We start from the raw sequence: 23,008 nt of genomic DNA on the forward strand, positions 1-23,008 counted from the left end.
TGGAAAACTTAAAAATGGCTACTCAATATAACGGTTTAGAAATTGCAATCATTGGAATGGCTGGTCGCTTTCCAGAAGCTCAGAATTTAGAACAATTTTGGGACAACTTGAAAAATGGTGTTGAGTCTATTCATTTCTATCAAGACAAAGAACTTCTAGAACTTGGAGTAGATGAGGATCAGATTAATCATCCTCAATATATTAAAGCCGGTGGAAAATTAGACGGAATAGACTTATTTGATGCTGAATTTTTTGGGTTTAATCCTAAAGAAGCAGAACTTCTCGATCCTCAACATCGTTTGTTCTTAGAATGTGCTTGGGAAGCTCTAGAAAATGCGGGTTATGACTCCGAAAAATACTCGGGGACGATAGGTGTTTACGGGGGAGCGGGAATGAATGGTTATCTATTCAATCTTTATACGAACCCAAAAATCAGAAATTCAGTCAGCAACTACCAACTTTTTTTGGCGAGTGATAAAGATTTTTTGACAACAAGAGTATCCTATAAATTGAATCTTTCAGGGCCAAGTATTGATATTCAAACAGCCTGTTCAACTTCATTGGTTGCCGTTCATTTGGCTTGTCAAAGCTTATTAAGTGGAGATTGTGATATCGCCTTAGCGGGAGGGGTTGCAATTTCTAAACAAGTTGGTTATTTCTATCAAGAAGAAGGCATTTATTCCCCTGACGGACATTGCCGAACATTTGATGATCAAGCTCAAGGAACCGTCGGGGGAAATGGTGTCGGAATTGTTGTATTAAAACGATTAGAAGATGCCATCAATGCCGGCGATTCAATTCAGGCAATTATTAAAGGATCGGCGATTAATAATGATGGTGCATTTAAAGTCAGTTATACCGCTCCTAGAATTGATACTCAAGCACAAGTTATTCGAGCGGCTCAAATCATCGCTGAAGTCGAGCCAGAAACGATTAGCTATATCGAAGCGCATGGAACAGGAACCGCTTTGGGCGATCCTATAGAAATTTCTGCATTAACTCAAGCTTTTCGTGCGGGTACTGAGAAGAAAAATTTTTGTGCGATCGCCTCTGTAAAACCTAATGTTGGACACTTAGATGCTGCGGCAGGAGTTGCAGGTTTAATCAAAACAATTCTCGCTCTAAAACATCAACAAATTCCCCCTTTAGTTCACTTTGAAAAACCGAATGAACAAATTAATTTTGAGGACAGTCCCTTTTATGTAAACACGAGTTTATCAAACTGGAAAACGAACAATATTCCGCGACGGGCGGGCGTTAGTTCTTTTGGAATTGGCGGAACAAATGCTCATGTGATCTTAGAAGAAGCCCCTACAGTTCAACCGTCTAGTCCTTCTCGTCCCTGGCAATTGCTACTACTTTCAGCAAAGACAAATACAGCTTTACAAACGGCTACGAACAATTTAGTCACTTATTTAAAGCAACATTCAGATTTAAACCTAGCTGATATAGCCTATACGTTAAAAATCGGACGCCGTGCATTTAATTATCGTCGGATGATGGTTTTTCAAACCCTTGAAGAAGGCATAAAAACCCTAGAATCTTTAGAACCAGATCAAGTTTTTACGCACTTTCAAGAACCGAGTCATCATTCAGTAATCTTCATGTTTCCAGGGCAAGGAACCCAGTATGTAAATATGGGTTTGGAACTCTATCAAACAGAGCCTATTTTTAGAGAAATTGTTGACTATTGCAGTGAAACTCTTAAACCTCATCTCAATTTAGATTTACGGGATATTCTTTATCCAAAACAATCTCAAAGTGATGAGACTATTAAGGAAACTCTCTATGCTCAACCCGCTCTTTTTGTCGTTGAATATGCTCTGGCGAAACTGTGGATGGCTTGGGGAATTTATCCCGAAGCAATGATTGGCCATAGCGTTGGGGAATATGTAGCCGCTTGTTTGGCGGGTATTTTTTCCTTAGAAGATGCACTTTTTCTGATTGCAAATCGAGCAAAATTGATGCAGCAACAGCCTCCCGGTGCAATGATTTCTGTTGCGTTATCGATAGAAGATGTGCAACCATTGCTAAGTTCAGAAATTGCAATTGCGGCAAGTAATGCACCTAAATTATCTGTATTATCGGGTTCAATAGCAGCCATTGAACGCTTACAAAAACAGCTAGAAAAACAGGGGATTCTACATAAAAGACTGCACACTTCCCATGCTTTTCACTCTCCAATGATGGACTCTGTACAAACTGAATTTCTAGAAATTATCGAAAAAATTTCGTTAAATAATCCTCAAATTCCTTTCATTTCAAATCTTACCGGAACTTGGATAACTGCTGAACAGGCAACCGATCCGAACTATTGGGCTAAACATCTGCGTCAAACTGTTTTGTTTTCATCAGGAATTGCAGAGTTAATTCAAGATAAAAGTCGCATTTTTTTAGAAGTAGGGCCGGGACGAACTTTAAGTTCTCTGACGAAACAGCAATCAGATTTCAAGGAACAGCTTGTGCTATCCTCTATTCGTCATCCTCAACAAAATCAATCTGATACAGCTTTTTTACTCACAACTTTAGGCAAGCTTTGGTTAGCCGGAGTTAATATTAATTGGTCGGGATTTTATACCGATGAAAATCGTCAACGCTTACCCTTGCCAACCTATCCTTTTGAACGCAAAAAATACTGGGTTGAACCTTCATCAGAACCTCAACAACAACCCAATAAAAAACGAAATTTAGCAGACTGGTTTTATGTTCCAACTTGGGAAAGAATGCTATCACCTAATTCTGTTGATTTGAATCGTTTAAGTCAACTCAAAAAAAGTTGGTTAATTTTTATAGATTCTCTCGAAATTGGGACAGAAATTGCTCAAAAGTTAATTAATGCAGGTCAGGAGGTTGTGACGGTCAGTAGAGGAGAAACCTTTGACGAAGTGGGTTATCGAACTTTTGAAATTAACCCTCAAGAAAAACAGGATTACCAAGCTTTAATTGAAGATTTAAACCTGCGAGAGTTTCATCCCGATTATATTGTTCATCTTTGGGGAATAGAAGACGATAAACCCTCGTCCAATTCAAGCTTGAATACAGATCGAAATCAAGAATTTTACAGTTTACTGTTTTTAACCCAAGCGATTAATCCTGGAAAAATTGATAATACTATACAAGTTTTTGTCGTTACCAATCCCATCTATAATGTCATGGGTTCAGAACAAGTTAATCCTGAAAAAGCAACCGTTTTAGGGCTATGCTTGGGAATTGGGCAAGAATATTCTCAACTGTCTTGTCGTCATCTTGATGTTATGCTTCCGACTGCAAAAGAAAATTATCAAAAACTTAGTGATTGCCTACTTGCAGAATTTTTAGATGAACCTACAGAATTAACTGTTGCTTACCGGGATTATTATCGTTGGAAGCGAACATTTAAACCCATTCGCATTGATGCAAATGAAGAAAAAAATATACAACTACGACAAGGCGGAGTCTACTTAATTGTTGGCGATTTTGATTCGGGAATAGGTCGGATTTTAGCTAAACATTTAGCTAAAAATCTGCAAGCAAAACTAATTTTAGTAAGTTCTGGAGAAATCTCCGATTCTTCAGATTATCTCACTTTTAAAGCAGAGATTACCAATGAAGATGCAATGCAAGCCATTATAGAAAAAATAGATGAACAGTTTGGCGAACTTCATGGTGTCATTTATTCAACCCCTATGAGTAATGAATACTCTATCGATTTACTCCAACAACTGAAGCCCGAAAAATGCGAGTATGGTTTTCAAGAACAAGTTAAAGGATTGTTGGTTTTAGAAAAAGTGTTGCGTCATAAACAGCCAGACTTTTATCTCCTTCAATCTTCGCTTTCATCAATTATTGGTGGAATAGGTTTAGCGGCTTATTCTGCTGCAAATCAAGTGATTGATGCGTTCGCTAATTATAAAAACAATCAAAATTTAGCGAACAAAATACCAACTTTATGGTATTCTGTAAATTGGGATGCAATTGCCTATCAAAATCAGCAACAAACGGTCACAGGATTAGCTGGAAATTTAGCAGAATTTACCTTAAAACCCGATGAAGTTTGTCAAGTTTGTCAGCGCATTTTATCATTAAAATCGCCGACTCAAGTCATTGTTTCTAAGGGAGATTTAGACACTCGGATTAATCAGTGGGTCAAGCTGAAACCTCTGTCAGAGAAAGTTGACAATTCGCCAACGATGTCCCAATCATCGGCTTCAGGACATTCTCGCCCCAACTTATCTCAAGAATATGTTGCACCCCGTGATGAAATTGAACAAGCTATTGCTATAATTTTGCAAGAAGTTCTGGGCATCGAGGAGGTTGGAGTTAATGACAACTTCTTTGATCTTGGGGGACACTCTCTCCTGGCGATTCAGGCGATTTCCCGTCTGCGAGAGACATTCCAGGTTGAGTTACCTTTGCGGAATTTGTTGTTTGAAACGCCGACGGTAGCGGGGATTGCAACAGTAATCGCTCAAAATCAACCTCAACCGGATGAATTGCAAGAGATGGCCGAATTATTGGCAGAGGTCAAACGCCTCTCTCCTGACGAAGTTCAACAGCACTTAGATACAGACGAGTAATTTTAAAATTCCGGACTAATGAAGAATCAATCTCAAGAATTTTTAAAGGAAATTGCTAATCTTTCTCCAGAGCAACGAAAGCTGTTTGAGCGACGACTGCAACAGAGAGGGTTAAAGCGTCCTCAAGTGCAGACTATTCCTCGGAGACAGACCTCTGACGCCTTACCCTTGTCTTTTGCTCAACAGCGTCTCTGGTTCATTCAACAGCTTGACCCGAGTAATAGTTCATACAATGTCCCCAGTGCTTTACGTTTGCGGGGGCGCCTAAATGTGCCGATATTAGAACGAACTCTTAATGAAATTGTCCGGCGACATGAGACGCTGCGAACAACTTTTACAACCAACGCCGACAAACAACCCATTCAAATTGTTTCACCCTTTCAACCCTTTTCGTTACCCGTTTTTGACCTGAATCAACTAACAGAAAATGGGGCAGAAATTGAACGTATTGTTACCGAATTTACTCAACATCCTTTTGACTTGAATCATCCCTTATTACGATTAATATTATTGCAGTTGGATGAAACAGATTTTATTCTGCTGATGGCTACCCATCATATTATTTCTGATCGGTGGTCGATAGGGGTTTTTCTGCGAGAAATGGGTATTTTGTATAAAGCTTTTGTTGAAAATAAAAATTCTCCACTAGCAGAATTACCAATTCAATATGCAGACTGGGCGATTTGGCAACGTCAAAGACTTCAGGGTGAACTTTTAGAGACTCAAGTTAATTATTGGAAGCAGCAACTAGGGGATGAATTACCCGTTTTAGAACTTCCTCTCGATTACCCACGACCTGCAATTTCAACAGATAAAGGGGAGCATTATCCGATTGCTCTCTCTAAAACTTTGTCTGATTCATTGAAGGCATTAGCAGCAAAAGAAGGCATTACATTATTTACATTATTATTAACAAGTTTTAAAGTTTTACTCCACCGTTATACTCAGCAAAATGATATCATTATTGGGACGGATATAGCAAATCGTGACCGTTCAGAAATTGAGGGTTTAATTGGATTATTGGTTAATACCTTAGTCTTGCGAACAAATCTGGCTGGAAATCCTTCTTTTCGAGAGTTATTACAGCGAGTTCGAGAAGTAACTTTAGGGGCTTATGCTCATCAAGATTTACCGTTTGAAAAGTTGGTTGAAGTGTTGAACCCCGAACGCAATCTCAGCCAGATGATGCCCCTTTTTCAGGTAAAGTTTGACCTGCAACTCGCCCACGTAAAACCTTTAGAATTATCCGGGTTAATATTAGAACGTTTACCTTTAGAAAGTAAGACCGTTAAATATGAACTTCGCTTCAACCTTCAGGATACCGAACAGGGTATAAGAGGACAAGTTGAATACAATACAGATTTATTTAAAGAAGCTACAATTGCTCGTTTAGTTGAGCATTTTCAAACCCTACTTTCAAGTATTGTAGCGAACCCAGAAGAACGTTTATCAGGGTTATCACTTCTTTCAGAAACCGAACAACAAACCCTTTTAGTTGGATTTAATAATACTCAACATGACTTAAAAGATAGCAGATGTATTCATCAGTTATTTGAAGAACAAGTTCAAACAGAACCGGATGCAGTCGCGTTAATTTTTAATCGGGATATTCTCACCTATAAAATACTCAATGAACGGGCGAATCTGCTTGCTCATTACCTTCAAAAAGTAGGAGTAAAACCAGAAGATAAAGTCGGAATTTGTGTCAATCGTTCTGTTGAGATGGTTGTCGCAATTTTAGCAACTCTAAAAGCGGGTGCTGCTTATGTTCCTCTCGATCCCGCTTATCCTGTAGAACGTCTATCTTTTATTGTAGAAGATGCACAAATTTCGGCGTTAATTAGTCAATCCGAAATTTTAATAGAAGCCGGAGAAACTCACTCAAGAATTAATCTTGATACGGACTGGAATAAAATTACCCAAGAAAGTTCAGAAAATCCCACCTCTAAAGTAACAGAAAATAACTTAGCTTATGTCATTTATACTTCCGGTTCAACAGGTCAACCCAAAGGCGTAGCAATAGAACATCGGAGTACAATACAGTTAATTCATTGGGCGAAACAAGTTTTTAGTCCAGAAAGTCTTGCAGGTGTTTTTGCCTCAACTTCCATCTGTTTTGATCTATCCGTATTTGAATTATTTTTTCCGCTTAGTTGGGGAGGAAAAATAATTTTAGCTGAAAATGCTTTAGATTTACCCAATTTACCTGCTGCCGATCAAATAACATTAATTAATACAGTCCCCAGTGCGATCGCTCATCTCCTTCAAATTAAGGGAATTCCGTCATCAGTTTGTACGGTGAATTTAGCCGGAGAAGCCTTACAAAATCGCCTGGTTCAACAGCTAGAAGAACAGAAAACAATTCAGCAAATTTATAACCTTTACGGCCCTTCCGAAGACACAACTTATTCAACTTATGCTTTGGTAAAAAGTAGTTCTAAATTATCCGTTCCCATTGGTCAACCGATCAATAATACTCAAGCCTATGTTTTAGATCAATATTTACAAGCTGTTCCCATTGGAGTTAAGGGGGAATTGTATTTGGGAGGTGACGGACTGGCCAGAGGCTATTTAAATCGACCCGAATTAACAGCCGAAAAGTTTATCTCAAATCCCTATAAAATTTCTCAAGAACATACGGGAAATAGGCTGTATAAAACTGGTGATTTAGTTCGCCATCAAGCGGATGGAACGTTAGAATTTTTAGGACGTATTGATCATCAAGTTAAAATCAGAGGTTATCGAATTGAAATCGGAGAAATTGAAGCCGTTTTAAGTCAATATCCTGCTTTGCATGAATGTGTAGTAACGGTGCGAGAAGATGAACAGAATAATAAACGTTTGGTGGCTTATGTTGTCTTTTTATCCGAAGATAAACAATCAAATGTGAATCACCTCCGACGCTTTTTAGAACAAAAGTTACCCAGTTACATGATACCCGGTACTTTTGTAAAATTGGAAGCTTTACCCCGTCTTCCCAATGGAAAAATCAACCGCAAATCTCTGCCCGTTCCCGATACATTTAGACCAGAATTAACAGTTGAATATATTGAACCGAAAACTGAATTAGAAAGAACCATCGCTAAAATTTGGCAAAAAGAACTTAAGGTTCAGTCAGTTGGAGTTAACGATAACTTTTTTGAATTGGGCGGACATTCTCTATTAGGTATTAAAATTATTGCCGAAATCAGCGAAGAAATTGGCGTACAAATTCCCTTGCGTTCTTTATTTGAAAAACCCACAATATTTGGATTAGCTGAACAGATTCAAACCCAAAATAAAGCCCTATCTGTTTCACCTTTACCTCAAATTATTCCTAACCCAGAAGACCGTCATCAACCCTTCCCGCTCACCGATATTCAGCAAGCGTATTTGATGGGTCGCAGCGAAGCCTTTGAGTTAGGAAATATTGCAACACATGGCTATCGTGAAATCGAAACAATGGGCTTAAAAGTTGAACAAGTTGAACAAGCATTACAGCGCTTAATTGAACATCACGATATGCTGCGGGTTATTATTAAAACCGATGGACAGCAGCAAATATTAGCTGAAGTTCCGCCCTACAAAATTAAAACAATAGACTTGCAGGGAGAAAGTCCCGAGCGTATTACCGCAACATTAGAAGAAATGCGCGATCGTCTCTCTCACCAAATTTTACTCACAGATCGCTGGCCGTTATTTGAAATTCAAGCCGCTTTATTGGAAGACGATAAAACTAGATTTTTTGTGAGTTTTGATGTCTTAATTGGGGATGCTTGGAGTTTGCAAATCATCGGACGTGAACTCGGAAAACTCATTCAAAATCCCGATATTTTATTATCACATTTATCCCTCTCTTTCCGAGATTATGTCTTAGCTGAAAATGCTTGGCGGGATTCCGAACTTTATCATCGTTCTCGCAACTATTGGCAAAGCCGTCTTGTTAACTTACCTCCCGCTCCCGAACTTCCCCTTCAGCACAATTTAGCCAGTATAAAAAACCCTCGGTTTGTACGCCGCAGCGGACAATTAGAACCTCAAACTTGGCAACGTCTCAAACAAAAAGCGACTCAAATTAGTATCACTCATTCTGGAGTTTTACTCGCAGCTTTTGCAGAAATTTTAACAACTTGGAGTAAAAGTTCAAAATTTACTCTCAATTTAACTCTCTTTAATCGCCTGCCCGTTCATCCAGAAGTTAATGAAATTATCGGGGATTTTACCTCATCTTTATTGTTAGAAATAGATAACCAACAACAGAATAATTTTATAACTCGTGCTAAAAACGTTCAAGCACAACTTTGGGAAGATTTAGATCATCGTTATGTTAGCGGCGTTCAGGTTTTGCGAGATTTAGCTCGGATTCAAGGGCGAGTTTCGGGTGCATTAATGCCCGTTGTATTTACCAGCACCTTAACTCAAAATACCCCGGAAATGTCTCGGAGAAACTGGCAAACAGAAGTCGTTTATAGCCTGAGTCAAACCTCTCAAGTTTACTTCGATCATCAAGTCTCTGAAATTGGCGGCGCTTTGGTATTTAATTGGGATACAATTGACGAACTTTTCCCAAGCGGATTATTAGATGAAATGTTTGCAGCTTACTCCAAATTTTTAGAGCGTTTAGCCAATGAAGATGAACTTTGGAACACCATAAATCGGCAAGTTTTACCGCCAGCACAACTGCAAACAATTACAGCAATTAATGCAACTGACATTGATTTTACAATTTCAAATGAACTCCTGCACAATTTGTTTTTTGAGCAAGTATCTGTCTATTCAGAAAATATCGCTGTTGTTAGTGGAGAACGGACATTAACCTATAAAGAATTAAGTCATCTTGCTCTTAATTTTGCAAAGCAACTTCAGAAACTCGGCGTTTCTTCCAATCAATTAGTTGCGATTGTTATGGAAAAAGGTTGGGAACAAGTTGTCGCTGCTTTGGGTATTTTAGCCGCAGGTGCAGCTTATGTTCCTATCGATCCTCAACTGCCAAAAGAGCGACAATTACACCTATTACAAGAAACTGAAGTTAAACAAATTCTCACACAATCTTGGCTGAATCATCAATTAGAAATTCCAGAAAATATCACGCGAATTTGTGTAGATAACCTTGAACTTTCTTGTGAAGAAACCGAACACTTGGCTTTAAACACTCATAATAGTCCCCAAGATTTAGCCTATGTGATTTATACCTCTGGTTCTACGGGATTACCGAAAGGAGTCACAATCGATCATCAAGGCGCAGTTAACACAATTATTGATATTAATCAGCGTTTTAATATCACCTCAGATGACCGAATTTTAGCTCTATCTGCCCTGAACTTTGACTTATCAGTGTATGATATTTTTGGGACGTTAGCAGCCGGAGGAACGATTGTTATCCCTAATGCTGAGGCGACTAAAGATCCGGCTCATTGGGTAGAATTAATTGAACAGCAAGAAATTACAGTTTGGAATTCTGTTCCCGCATTGATGCAAATGCTGTTAGAACATTTAAACTCTCGCTCCGAAGTGAAAAATTCCTTACGTTTGGTCTTACTCAGTGGAGATTGGCTACCCTTAGATTTACCCAACCGCATCAAAAATACACTGAATAAAAATACTAAAATTATTAGCTTAGGAGGTGCAACAGAAGCGTCAATTTGGTCGATTCTTTATCCGATTGAAACGGTTAATCCTCATTGGAAAAGTATTCCCTATGGTCGTCCAATGGCGAACCAACGTTTTTATGTTTTGAATGAAGCTTTAGAGCCTTGTCCGATGTGGGTGACAGGACAGCTTTATATTGGTGGAATTGGACTCGCTAAAGGATATTGGCGAAATCCTGAAAAGACAAATAAAAGTTTTATTATTCATCCTAAAACTCAAGAAAGATTATACAAAACGGGAGACTTAGGGCGATATTTGCCCGATGGAAATATAGAATTTTTAGGTCGGGAAGACTTTCAAGTTAAAATTAATGGATACCGAATAGAACTCGGTGAAATTGAATCCACTTTAAAACAACATTCAGCCATTCAAGAAGCAATCGTCACAGCTATAGGGGAAACACGAGAAAATCAACAATTAGTTGCTTATATTGTTCCAAAAGAACCCCAAAATGTCTCCGGTATTGATCGGATTGAATTCAAGTTACAACAACCGGGACTACGCATCACAGAAGCTAAACAACCCAGCATCGAGTTACCCAAACCCGAACTCAGTGAAGAATTTACTGAGGCTTATTTACAACGTCAGAGTTATCGAAAATTCATAGATAAACCGATATCTTTACAAGAATTTAGTCAGTTGATAAGCTGTTTGATGCAAATAAAATTAGAAAACTCGCCCCTACCTAAATATCGATATGCTTCGGCCGGAAGTCTTTATCCCGTACAAACCTATTGTTATATAAAACCGAATTATATTGCAGAAATCACACCCGGAATTTATTACTATAATCCGGCAGAACATCGTTTAATTCTAATTCAAGAAAATGCTAATATTGATAGCAAAATATATGGGGTCAATCAATCCATATTTGAACAATCTGCTTTTGCTATATTTTTAATGGGTAACTTAAATGCAATTCATCCAATTTATGGTGAAAAAGCAAAAGATTTTTGTTTATTAGAAGCGGGTTATATTAGCCAACTTTTAATGGAAACTGCGCCCAAGCACGAAATCGGTCTTTGTCCGATTGGTACTTTAGAATTTGAACCCATACAAGAATGGTTTAACCTCGAACCCAATCAAATATTATTACATAGCTTTGTAGGCGGTCGCATTGATACGGCTTGGACAAAACAGTGGTTATCTCCAGAAACTCCTCAAAAATCCGAATCGATTCTAGAAAAATTACGTCAGTTTTTACGCGAGAAGTTACCCGAATATATGATTCCTCAAAACTATATAATCTTGGAGGAACTTCCCCTAACACCCAATGGAAAGATAGACCGTAAAAATTTACCAAAACCTGATAGTTTTACTGGGCGAAATCAAGTAGAATATGTAGAACCTAAAACTGAATTACAGACAGAAATAGCAGCAATTTGGCAAAAAGCTCTCAACTTAGAAAAAGTAGGCATTCAAGACAACTTCTTTAATTTAGGGGGAAATTCTCTATTAGCCACTCAGGTTATTTCTCAAATGCGTCAAGCTTTTAAAGTAGACATTTCAATTCGTCGCTTTTTTGAAACGCCAACTATTGCTGATTTGGAACTAGAGATAAAACAAAATAACAATCAAGTTACTGAAAATGAACCCATTAAAATTGAGCGGGTGAACCGTAATGATTCCCCAGAAAATCTAGATAATATCGACCAAATTTCAGAACAAGAACTTGATGATTTACTCACTCAAATGTTAGCGGAGGAAAACCAATGAACCCAACACCATCTAACCTTTCCAAACTTTCGCCCGAACAAAAGCGAGAACTGCTCAAAAAACTGATGCAAAAAAAGGCTAACAAGCCTCAATTTTTTCCGCTTTCATTTGCTCAACAGCGACTTTGGTTTCTAGATAAACTACAGCCCGGAAATTCAGTTTATAATCTTCCTGCTGCTTTGCATTTGCAGGGTTCACTCAATATTGATGCTTTAGAAAAAAGTATTAATGAAATCATCAAACGCCATGAAATATTGCGAACAAGCTTTACAGAAATTGAAGGTGAGATGGTTCAGAGTGTTTATCCAGTTTTGAATCTCAATATTCCCGTGATTAATTTTCAGGAACTTTCTCAAACTCAACGTGATATTGAAGTTAAAAAGCAGATTCTAAAAGAAGCATCACAGCCCTTTAATTTAACTCAAATTCCTTTATTACGAGCCAAATTATTAAAGCTTTCAACCGATGAATATATACTGCTATTTACCCTGCATCATATTATTTCTGATTACTGGTCAATGCGGGTACTAATTCAAGAACTAGCCGCCATTTATCAAGCTTTTTATCAAGGTCAAAATTTACCTTTACCCGAACTCAATATTCAATATGTAGACTATGCTGTTTGGCAGAAAAAATGGTTGGAAAGTGAAGCTCGTTCGGAGCAACTTAATTACTGGAAAAAACAATTAGGAAATAATCCCCCAATTCTTCAGTTGCCGACAGATTATCCGCGTCCTGCGGTGCAAACATTTAGAGGAGAAAGTCAATATTTTTCCCTGTCTTCTCAACTTTCTGAATCTCTGAAAGCTCTTGGTCGTCAGGAAGATGTAACCTTATTTATGTTATTATTGGCGGCTTTGAAAACGTTACTTTATCGCTACACTCAACAAGAAGATATTGTAGTGGGTTCGACGGTTGCTAATCGTAATCGCCCCGAAATTGAAAACCTAATTGGCTTATTTGTTAATAACTTAGTTTTTAGAACAAATCTATCTGGAAATCCAAGCTTTAGGGATTTTATCAAACAGGTGCGTGAAGTCACTCTAGGGGCTTATGCTCACCAAGATTTGCCGTTTGAATATTTAGTAGAGGAATTGCAGCCAGAACGGAATTTAAGCCACAATCCTCTATTTCAGGTGATGTTTATTCTTCACAATACTCCGACAAAAACTGTTAAAATCCCCAATTTAACTTTTAATTATATTAATCCCGAAAATAAAACGGCTCGATTTGATTTGAGCTTGGATATGTATGAACATCCATCGGGACTGACCGGAGTATTTGAATACAATACAGATTTATTCAAAGCTGAAACGATTGGCAATCTAATTACTCATTTCAAAAACTTATTAGAACAGATTGTAACTCATTCTCACCTGAAAATATCCGAACTTTCATTTATAGCGGAAACCGAAAAACATCAACTATTGGTCGAATGGAATAAAACTCAAACAACATTTGAAAAACTCGCCTGTATTCATCAACTTTTTGAAACCCAAGCCGAACAAACACCGGATGCTATTGCTGTTGTTGACTCAGACCAACAACTCAGCTATCAGCAACTTAATAAAACAGCAAATAAACTCGCTCACCACCTACAAAAACAGGGCGTTCAACCCGAACAAACTATCGGCATTTGTTTAGAGCGTTCCTGCGAAATGGTTATCGCTTTATTAGCCGTTTTAAAAGTCGGAGCCACATATATTCCTCTTGACCCCGCCTATCCTCAAGACCGTCTTAGTTTTATTATAGACAACGCTCAAATATCACTCATCATCACTCAAAAATCTCTCAATAATCTTCAATTACCCTGTAAAAATATTATCAATCTAGACGAACAGTGGTCAATCATTACTCAACAAAAAACAGATAACCTTTATAATAACATCACCATCAAAAATCTCGCCTACATTATTTACACTTCTGGTTCTACAGGTCAACCGAAAGGCGTACAAATTTCTCATCACGCCTTGACTAACTTTCTGTTTGCTATTAATAAAAACCTCGATTTAACACCATCAGACGTTTTATTATCTGTTACCAGCCTGTCTTTTGATATCGCCGCCTTAGAACTTTATTTATCTTTAATTATTGGTGCGCGTGTAGTGATTGCCAGCCAAAAAACAACCACAGACAGCCAACAACTTCAACATCAAATTAAGCAATTAAACATCACAATTATGCAAGCCACGCCCGCCACCTGGCAAATGTTAATTTTGGGCGGATGGTCAGGAAAACCCAACCTAAAAATTCTTAGTGGAGGAGAAGCATTAGACCCGAAATTAGCCCAACAACTTTATCAAAATTATCAACAACTTTTTAATGTTTACGGGCCGACTGAAACAACAATTTGGTCATCCGTTTATGAAGTTAAAAACACAGAAGACTTAGAGAAAAAATCAACAGTTTTAATTGGTCGCCCCCTTGCTAATACCGAGTTTTATATTCTCGATAAAAACCTACAACCCCTTCCGATAGGAGTACCCGGAGAGTTATATATTGGAGGAGTTGGAGTTGCCAGAGGCTACTTAAACCGAGCCGACTTAACCGCAGAACGTTTTTTACCCAATCCTTTTAAAAATACTTCTGAACGCCTGTATAAAACCGGAGATTTAGCGCGATATCTGAGCGATGGAAATGTTGAGTATTTAGGACGGTTAGATTATCAAGTTAAACTGCGGGGTTTTAGAATAGAATTGGGAGAAATAGAAGCGATATTAAAACAACATCCGCAAGTTGAACAGGCTGTAGTTTTGGCTTCATTAACGACCGAAAATCAAGGTTTAGTAGCTTATCTTGTTCCTAAATCAAAAAACGATATAAATTTATCAAATATTCGACAGTTTTTAGCCGAAAAGTTACCCGGCTACATGATACCTTCTGCTTTTATGGTGTTAGATACTTTTCCTCTAACTCCCAATGGTAAGATTGATAGACGTGCGCTTCCAAATGTTTCAGAACAAGTCACAAACTTATCAGATACTCACGAAATACCCCGAACACCTACGGAGGAAATCTTAGCGGTAATCTGGGAAAATATTTTAAATTCAAAGCAGATTGGCATAAAAGATAACTTTTTTGAATTGGGGGGACATTCGTTATTAGCCACTCGCGTTATCTCTCAAATTCGCGAAGTTTTTAATGTTGATTTACCGCTACGTCGTTTATTTGAAACCCCAACAATAGCGGGATTAGCAGAAGCAATTTTTACGGCTCAAAAAACCAATTCAAAGCATACAATTAAACCGCTTCAGCCCATTGTTAGAGAAGGAAATTTACCTTTATCTTTCGCTCAACAACGACAATGGTTCCTTGCTCAACTCGAACCCGATAGTCCTTTTTATAATATTCCCGGAGCAGTCAGAATCGAAGGAAAACTGAATATGGGGATACTTGAACAAAGTATTAACGCAGTCATTCATCGTCACGAAGTCCTAAGAACAAGTTTTCTAACGGTTGAAGGAAAACCCCAAATCGTAATTTCACCTTCACTTCAGTTAAATCTACCGATTATCGACATTAGTGAGGTTCCAAACTCACAGGTATATGGTTATATTAAACAATTAATTAAGCGAGAATCACGGCATCCTTTTGAACTCAATACTAGCCCTTTATTAAGAGTTAAAATTATCAAAATTGCTGAAACAGACCACATTATTTTGATGACGTTGCATCATATTATTTCCGATGAACAGTCAGTAATTATTCTAATACGGGAAGTTGCTAAACTGTACGAAACTTTCTCGCACGCTCAACCCTCGCCTCTTGCACCTTTACCCATCCAATATGTAGATTTTGCAGCTTGGCAACGACAATATTTAGAAGGAGAATTATTAGAGAATCAATTGGGTTACTGGCGACAACAGCTAAAGGGAATACCGACAGTTTTAGAATTACCAACTGATTACACACGTCCGGCGGTTCAAAGCTTCCGAGGCGCCACAACAACTTTTAAACTTTCTCCCGAACAATCTCAAGCGATTAAAACTTTAAGTCAGCAGTTTGGTTGTACATTGTTTATGACCTTGTTGGCGGTATTTAAAACGTTATTGTATCGCTATACCGGAAGCGAAAATATTGTGATAGGCTCTCCAATTGCCAATCGAAACTCAACAGAAATTGAAAGCTTAATTGGATTTTTTGCTAACACCTTAGCACTGCGAACACATCTAACCGAAGACCTCACCTTTGAACAGTTATTACAGCAGGTTAGAGAAGTGGCTTTGGGGGCTTATGCTCATCAAGATTTACCCTTTGAACAGTTAGTAGAAGCACTCCAACCGCAGCGAGATTTGAGCTATACGCCTCTATTTCAAGTGATGTTTGTCTGGCAAAATGCCGCAATACAGCCGATTAAATTATCGGGTTTGAATTGGCATTTAGTCGAGAGTGAAAACAATACAGCCAAGTTTGACCTGACATTATATATGGCTGAAACCGTTGAAGGATTAGTCGGAAAATTTGAGTATAATACCGATTTATTTAAAGCAGAAACCATTCAACGTTTAACAGAACATTTTCAAACCTTACTTTCAGGAATTATCGCCGAACCCAAACAAAAGTTATCTCATTTACCGCTTCTTCCAGAAGCTGAACAGCAAAAATTACTACAGGAATGGAATCAGACCGGCTTAGAAGTTCAACCCGTTTGTTTACATCAGTTATTTGAAACCCAAGTTGAGAAAACACCCCATGCAACCGCTTTAATTTTTGAGAATCAACGTTTAACTTATCAAGAGTTAAATAATCGAGCCAATCAACTGGCACATTATCTACAAAAATTAGGAGTTAAACCCGAAGTAAAAGTTGGTATTTGTGTTAAACGTTCGGTTGAAATGGTTGTCGCTATTTTAGCCATTCTCAAAGCAGGTGGCGCTTATGTTCCCCTCGACCCAACCTATCCAAAAGAACGGTTAGCTTTCATGTTGGAAGATGCTAAAATTGCCGTTTTAATTGCTCAAAATACCGAATTTTTAGATTTTAGTTCTTCTCTCAAAGCCATTGTTAATTTAGATAGAGATGGGGAAAAAATATCTTTAGAAAATCAAACAAATCCGTTCAATCAAGTTATTCCCGAAAACTTGGCTTATGTTATCTATACATCCGGTTCTACAGGTCAACCGAAGGGAGTTGCAATTGCTCATTACAGTTCTGTGACATTTATACAATGGGCGAAAACTGTCTTTACCAAAGAACAACTTTCAGGCGTTTTTGCTTCAACTTCTATTTGTTTTGACCTATCAGTATTTGAGTTATTTTTACCGCTCAGTGTTGGAGGAAAAATTATTTTGGGTGAAAACGCTTTACAGTTGCCAACCTTACCTCATTCGGAAGAAGTTACTCTGATTAATACAGTCCCTTCTGCCGCTACAGAACTGCTTAGAATCAACGGTATTCCTAACAGTGTAACCACCGTAAATTTAGCAGGTGAAGCACTATCTAACACCTTAGTTCAGCAACTTTATCAACAGCAGATTCAGCAGGTTTTTAACCTTTATGGCCCTTCCGAAGATACAACCTATTCAACCTTTGTATTAACTCAACCGGGAAGCAATCAAATTCCCTCTATTGGTCGTCCAATTGCTAATACCCAAGTTTATATTTTAGACCGTTCTCTGCAACCTGTTCCCGTCGGTGTTCCCGGTGAATTATATATCGGAGGGTCGGGTTTGGCGAGAGGATATCTCAACCGTCCTGAACTGACAGCAGAAAAATTTATTCCCAACCCATTGGTTGAAAAAAATAAAGCAAACCAGAATAATCGTCTTTATAAAACAGGAGATTTAGTTAAATATTTACCCGATGGAAATATTGAATACTTAGGTCGGTTAGATAACCAAGTGAAAATTCGGGGATTCCGCATTGAACTTGGAGAAGTTGAGGCGAGTTTGGTTGAACATTCCCGTGTTTCTCAAGCCGTTGTTAGTGCTTGGGAAGACGAGGCTAAAAATAAGCGTTTAATTGCTTACATTATTCCCAAGTCTAAAGATGAAAAATTAGCATCTGAACTGCAAAATGAATTGCGTCGCTTCCTCAAAGATAGGCTACCCGATTATATGATTCCTTCGGTGTTTATGGTGTTAGAAAGTTTCCCGTTAACACCCAACGGAAAAATTGACCGCAAAGCATTGCCAACACCCGAAAATCAGCCGATTAAACAACAGTTAGACTCTGCTCAACCTCAAACAGAAAAAGAAAAGCAACTCGCTAAAATTTGGAGTCAGATTCTCAGAATTGACCAAATTAGTATTAATGATAACTTCTTTGAATTGGGGGGTGATTCTATCCTCGCGATTCAAGTTGTTGCTCAGGCGAATCAAGCGGGTTTAAACATAACACCGAAGTCTATTTTTCAATATCAAACTCTCGCGGATTTGGCTGCTATAGCCGAAGAAAGAACAGCAATAAAAGCCGAACAAGGAATTATTACAGGTTCTCTCCCGCTTACCCCCATCCAACACTGGTTTTTTGAGCAAAATTTCATCGATGCTCATCATTGGAATCAGTCGATTTTACTGGAGGTTCAGTCTGAAATTAACTGGAATCAGTTAGAAATAGCGTTTCAAACCTTACTCGCACATCACGATGCTTTACGCATATATTTTGAGCAAACAAAACTCGGTTGGCGACAGTTTAATTCTGACAACAATTTAGACTTTCAGATTCTCAAAATCGACCTATCCGAACAACCAACACAACACCAAAAACAAGCGATTTTCAAAACTGCAACTCAGCTTCAAAGTAGCTTTAACCTCTCTCAGCCTCCTTTGGTTAAAGTTGCATGGTTTGATTTAGGTCGCAGTCAAAACAGTCGATTGTTAATTGTAATTCATCACTTAATTATTGATGGGATTTCCTGGCGAATTTTATTGGAGGATATTCAAAATATTCTCCAAACAAGTTCCCAAAACCAAACGTTTCGACTTCCCGCAAAAACCACTTCCTTTAAACAGTGGTCAGAGTCTCTACAAGACTACGCTAACTCAGCAGAACTTCAAACCGAACTTGAATATTGGCAGAATATCTCTAACTCTGAAATTGCCAAAATTCCGGTTGACTTTCCAACTGGAAATAACACAATGGCTGAAGCTCAAACCATTTCAATAACAATGAGTTCCGAAGAAACTCACGCTCTTATTTATCAAGTTCCAACGGTTTATCAAACCCAAATCAACGATATTTTACTAACGGCTTTAGTTCAAACGTTTTCTCAGCGGACGGGACAACGCCAACTGTTAATAGAACTCGAAGGACACGGACGAGAGGAACTTTTTAATACGGTTGACTTGTCCCGAACAGTGGGCTGGTTTACCACATTGTTTCCGGTATTATTAAATTTGGGAAATAGCGATAATTACGACAATAATATTAAGTCAATCAAGGAACAACTCCGTCAAATCCCCAACCGAGGAATAGGTTATGGTTTGTTGCGATACCTGAGTAGTTCTGGTCATCTCATTAAAAATAAAAATGCAGAAATTCGCTTTAACTACTTGGGACAAGTTGACCAAATCTTTCCCTCCAATTCCCTATTCTATCCCGCCAGCGAACCCACTGGAATTGCTCGCAGTCCTCGAAATCATCGAAACTGTTTAATAGAAATTGATGGTATCGTTTCTCGGGATAAAATGCGGTTCAATTGGACGTATAGCCAAGCCATTCATCGTTCTACAACCATTGAAAATCTAGCTGAAAACTTCTTAAATAGTTTGCGAACATTAATCGAACACTGTCTATCCTCAAAAACAGGAGGTTACACGCCTTCAGATTTCCCGCAAATGGATTTTAGTCAAGATGAACTCGATGACCTTTTAACTGATTTATAAACTTCGATTGACCAATCTTTTAATCCTATTTAGCAACCCAATTTAACATGAATCAAAATAAAAACATCGAAGACATTTATCCCCTTTCCCCGATGCAACAGGGTATTTTATTTCATACTCTGCTTTCTCCCGACTCTGGCGAATATATTCCTCAAGTTTGTCTGACCCTAACCGGCTTATTAAATATTGAACAGTTTAAACAAGCTTGGGAATATGTTATCGCCAGACATCAAAGCCTACGAGCGTCTTTTCATTGGGAACGTCGAGAACAACCTTTTCAAGTTATTTATCGACAGGTAAACTTACCTTGGCAACAACAAGATTGGCGAAATTTATCACCCAATGAACAGCAATACTTATTAAAAAACCTCCTAAAAAGTGATAGCCAACAAACCTTTAATCTGAAAAAACCTCCTCTCATTCGACTGAATTTAATTCAACTGACCGACCAAACTTATAAACTGATTTGGACTCAACATCATTTGATTCTTGATGGTTGGTCTGCGGGATTGGTAATTAAAGAAGTTTTAGATGTTTATCAAGCCTTATCCGCAGGAGAACAGTTTTCTTTACCGAAAATTCGTCCCTATGGCGAATATATTGCTTGGCTGTACAAACAAGATTTATCAACCGCTCACCAATTCTGGAAAGAACAATTAAAAGGGTTTACAACTCCGACATCTTTAAGAATTGAGCATAATTTAAACTCTATTTCTCACACAAACAAACAAGAAGAACAACAGGTTAAACTGCCTCAAACGACTACATCAGCACTCCAGTCATTTGCTCAAAAAAATAAACTAACTATAAACACAATAATTCAAGGTGCTTTTGCAATACTTTTGAGCCGTTATAGCGGCGAACAAGATATTTTATTTGGTGCAACTTCTTCGGGTCGTCCGGTTGCGTTAACTGGAGTAGAATCAATGGTTGGGTTATTTATTAATACTCTCCCTGTTAGAATCAAACTTCCCGGTCAAGCGGTTTTAGTTTCCTGGTTGAAGCAATTACAAAACCAACAGTCTGAAGCTTTACAATATGAATACACATCTTTATTAGAAATTCAAAAATTGAGCGATATTTCTCCGGGTTTACCTTTGTTTAAAACGATTTTAGTTTTTGAAAATTATCCCATAGATACAACTTTAACACAACAAAAGGCAAGCCTGAAAATTCAAGAGGTAGATTCGGTTGAATGGACGAACTTTCCCCTAACAATATTGGTCGGACTGGGTTCGGAACTTTCGGTTAAACTTAAATATTCGGGTCATCTTTTTGAACCGAAAACTCTCGGCAGATTTTTAGAACATTTCTGCATATTACTCGAACAAATAATAGCGAATCCTCAGCAACGCTTGGGAGAGTTTAACTTTTTAACCCCAACCGAACAAAAACAGCTATTTCTTGACTGGAATAACACTCGTATTGACTATCCGACAACTTTAACTATACCCGAATTATTTCAAACACAAGTAGAACAAACTCCCGATGCGATCGCACTGGTTTTTGAAAATCAATATTTCACCTATCAAACTCTCAATTCTCAAGCCAATAAACTCGCACATTATTTACAAAATCAGGGAATTACATCAGAATCTTTAGTCGGGGTTTGTGTCGAACGTTCTCCAGAAATGTTAATCGCAATTTTAGCCATTATCAAAGCTGGAGGCGCCTATGTTCCTCTCGATCCCTCTTATCCCCAAGACAGATTAGAATTTGTCCTAAAAGATGCTGGCGTTTCTACTCTCCTCATTCAAGAAAACCTTTTAGATAAAGTCTCGAATACCGAAGCAAATATTATTGTTTTAGACGAAAGTTTAAAAATCAAAATTGATCAATATTCATCCTCTAATCTTCCGAACACTATCACCAACCAAAACAGCATTTATGTCATCTATACTTCCGGTTCAACGGGTAAACCAAAAGGAGTGATTAACACCCATCAAGGGTTATGTAATCGCTTATTCTGGATGCAAAATACTTATCAATTAATGACCGACGATCGCATTTTACAAAAAACACCTTTTAGCTTTGATGTTTCAGTGTGGGAATTATTTTTGCCCTTGCTGAATGGCGCTTGTTTGGTGATGGCTAAACCCGAAGGTCACAAAGATAGTTATTATTTAGTAAAATCAATTATCAATCAACAAATTACAATCCTACATTTTGTTCCGTCAATGCTGCAAGTTTTCCTAGAAGAAAATAACTTGAAACAGTGTAAATCAATCAAGCAAGTTTTCTGTAGTGGGGAAGCCTTAAGCCTTGAACTTCAAAACCAATTTTTTAAACAGTTTGATGCCAAATTACACAATCTTTATGGCCCCACAGAAGCCGCAATTGATGTGACAGCTTGGACTTGTACTCCTGATAGCAACTTATCAACAGTTCCCATTGGTTATCCCATCGCAAATACTCAAATCTATGTCCTCGATACTCATCTGCAATCCGTCCCCGTCGGCGTACCCGGAGAATTGCATCTAGGCGGCGTTGGACTGGCGCGAGGCTATTACAATCGTCCCGAATTAACAGCCGAAAAATTTATTCCCAATCCTTTTAATTCTCAACAAAAATCGGATCGTTTGTACAAAACAGGTGATTTGGTGCGATATCTTTCCGATGGAAATTTAGAGTATTTAGGAAGGCTAGATTATCAAGTTAAAATTCGCGGACAGAGAATAGAATTAGGAGAGATAGAAGCGGTATTACAACAACACCCCGACATCAAATCCTGTCGAATAATCCCCGAGAATAATCGCTTGAACGAGCCATGTATTGTAGCCTATCTCATTTTACCCGAAAAACCGAGTCAACCCGAAAATTTACATCAAAAACTACAGAATTTTTTAGCAGAAAAATTACCCGAATACATGATTCCCAGTCATTTCATCACTTTAGATGAGTTTCCTTTAACTCCCAGTGGAAAACTCGATCAACAGTCACTTCCTAAAGCAGAAAACACCAATCAAAGAAGATCAGTGTATGTTCCACCTCAAAACCCAATAGAAGAAAAAATAGTCACAATTTGGCAAGACGTTTTAAAAATCGAAAAAATCGGAATACACGATAACTTTTTTGAACTCGGAGGACATTCATTACTGGCAACTCGGGTTAATTCTCGTTTGCGAGAAACCTTTGAAATGGATATCCCTTTACGCACTCTATTTGAGAAACCCACCGTTTCCAGTTTAGCCCAACGAATTTCTACCATGCAAATGACAATTCAGCAATGTTCACAGCCTTTTACTGTTCAAGAAGGAACTCGAAAAGAAATGGAAATTTAAA

4 protein-coding genes are annotated in these 23,008 nt (G+C 38.1%); all 4 read left to right on the forward strand.

What is annotated here, in order from left to right; all coding sequences use genetic code 11:
- The first annotated feature begins 14 nt into the window (after positions 1–14).
- The 4 genes from ACL6C3_RS18355 to ACL6C3_RS18370 are packed head-to-tail and all read left to right on the forward strand — an operon-like array spanning position 15 to position 23,007.
- Entirely contained in the window at positions 15–4,556 is a 4,542-nt protein-coding gene (locus tag ACL6C3_RS18355; protein ID WP_413160478.1) for a beta-ketoacyl synthase N-terminal-like domain-containing protein, read from the forward strand.
- 18 nt (positions 4,557–4,574) lie between these two features.
- Entirely contained in the window at positions 4,575–11,900 is a 7,326-nt protein-coding gene (locus ACL6C3_RS18360) for an amino acid adenylation domain-containing protein (RefSeq protein WP_413160479.1), read from the forward strand.
- Positions 11,897–19,726, forward strand: coding sequence for an amino acid adenylation domain-containing protein (locus ACL6C3_RS18365; RefSeq protein ID WP_413160480.1), 7,830 nt, complete (start codon positions 11,897–11,899; stop codon positions 19,724–19,726). Before ACL6C3_RS18360 ends, ACL6C3_RS18365 begins: the two co-directional genes overlap by 4 nt.
- A 47-nt stretch (positions 19,727–19,773) precedes the next feature.
- On the forward strand, positions 19,774–23,007 hold the full coding sequence (locus tag ACL6C3_RS18370) for an amino acid adenylation domain-containing protein (RefSeq protein ID WP_413160481.1): 3,234 nt from the start codon (positions 19,774–19,776) through the stop codon (positions 23,005–23,007).
- Position 23,008: the final 1 nt, after the last annotated feature.

It is taken from the genome of Capilliphycus salinus ALCB114379 (assembly GCF_047276495.1).
GTDB lineage: Bacteria > Cyanobacteriota > Cyanobacteriia > Cyanobacteriales > Microcoleaceae > Capilliphycus > Capilliphycus salinus.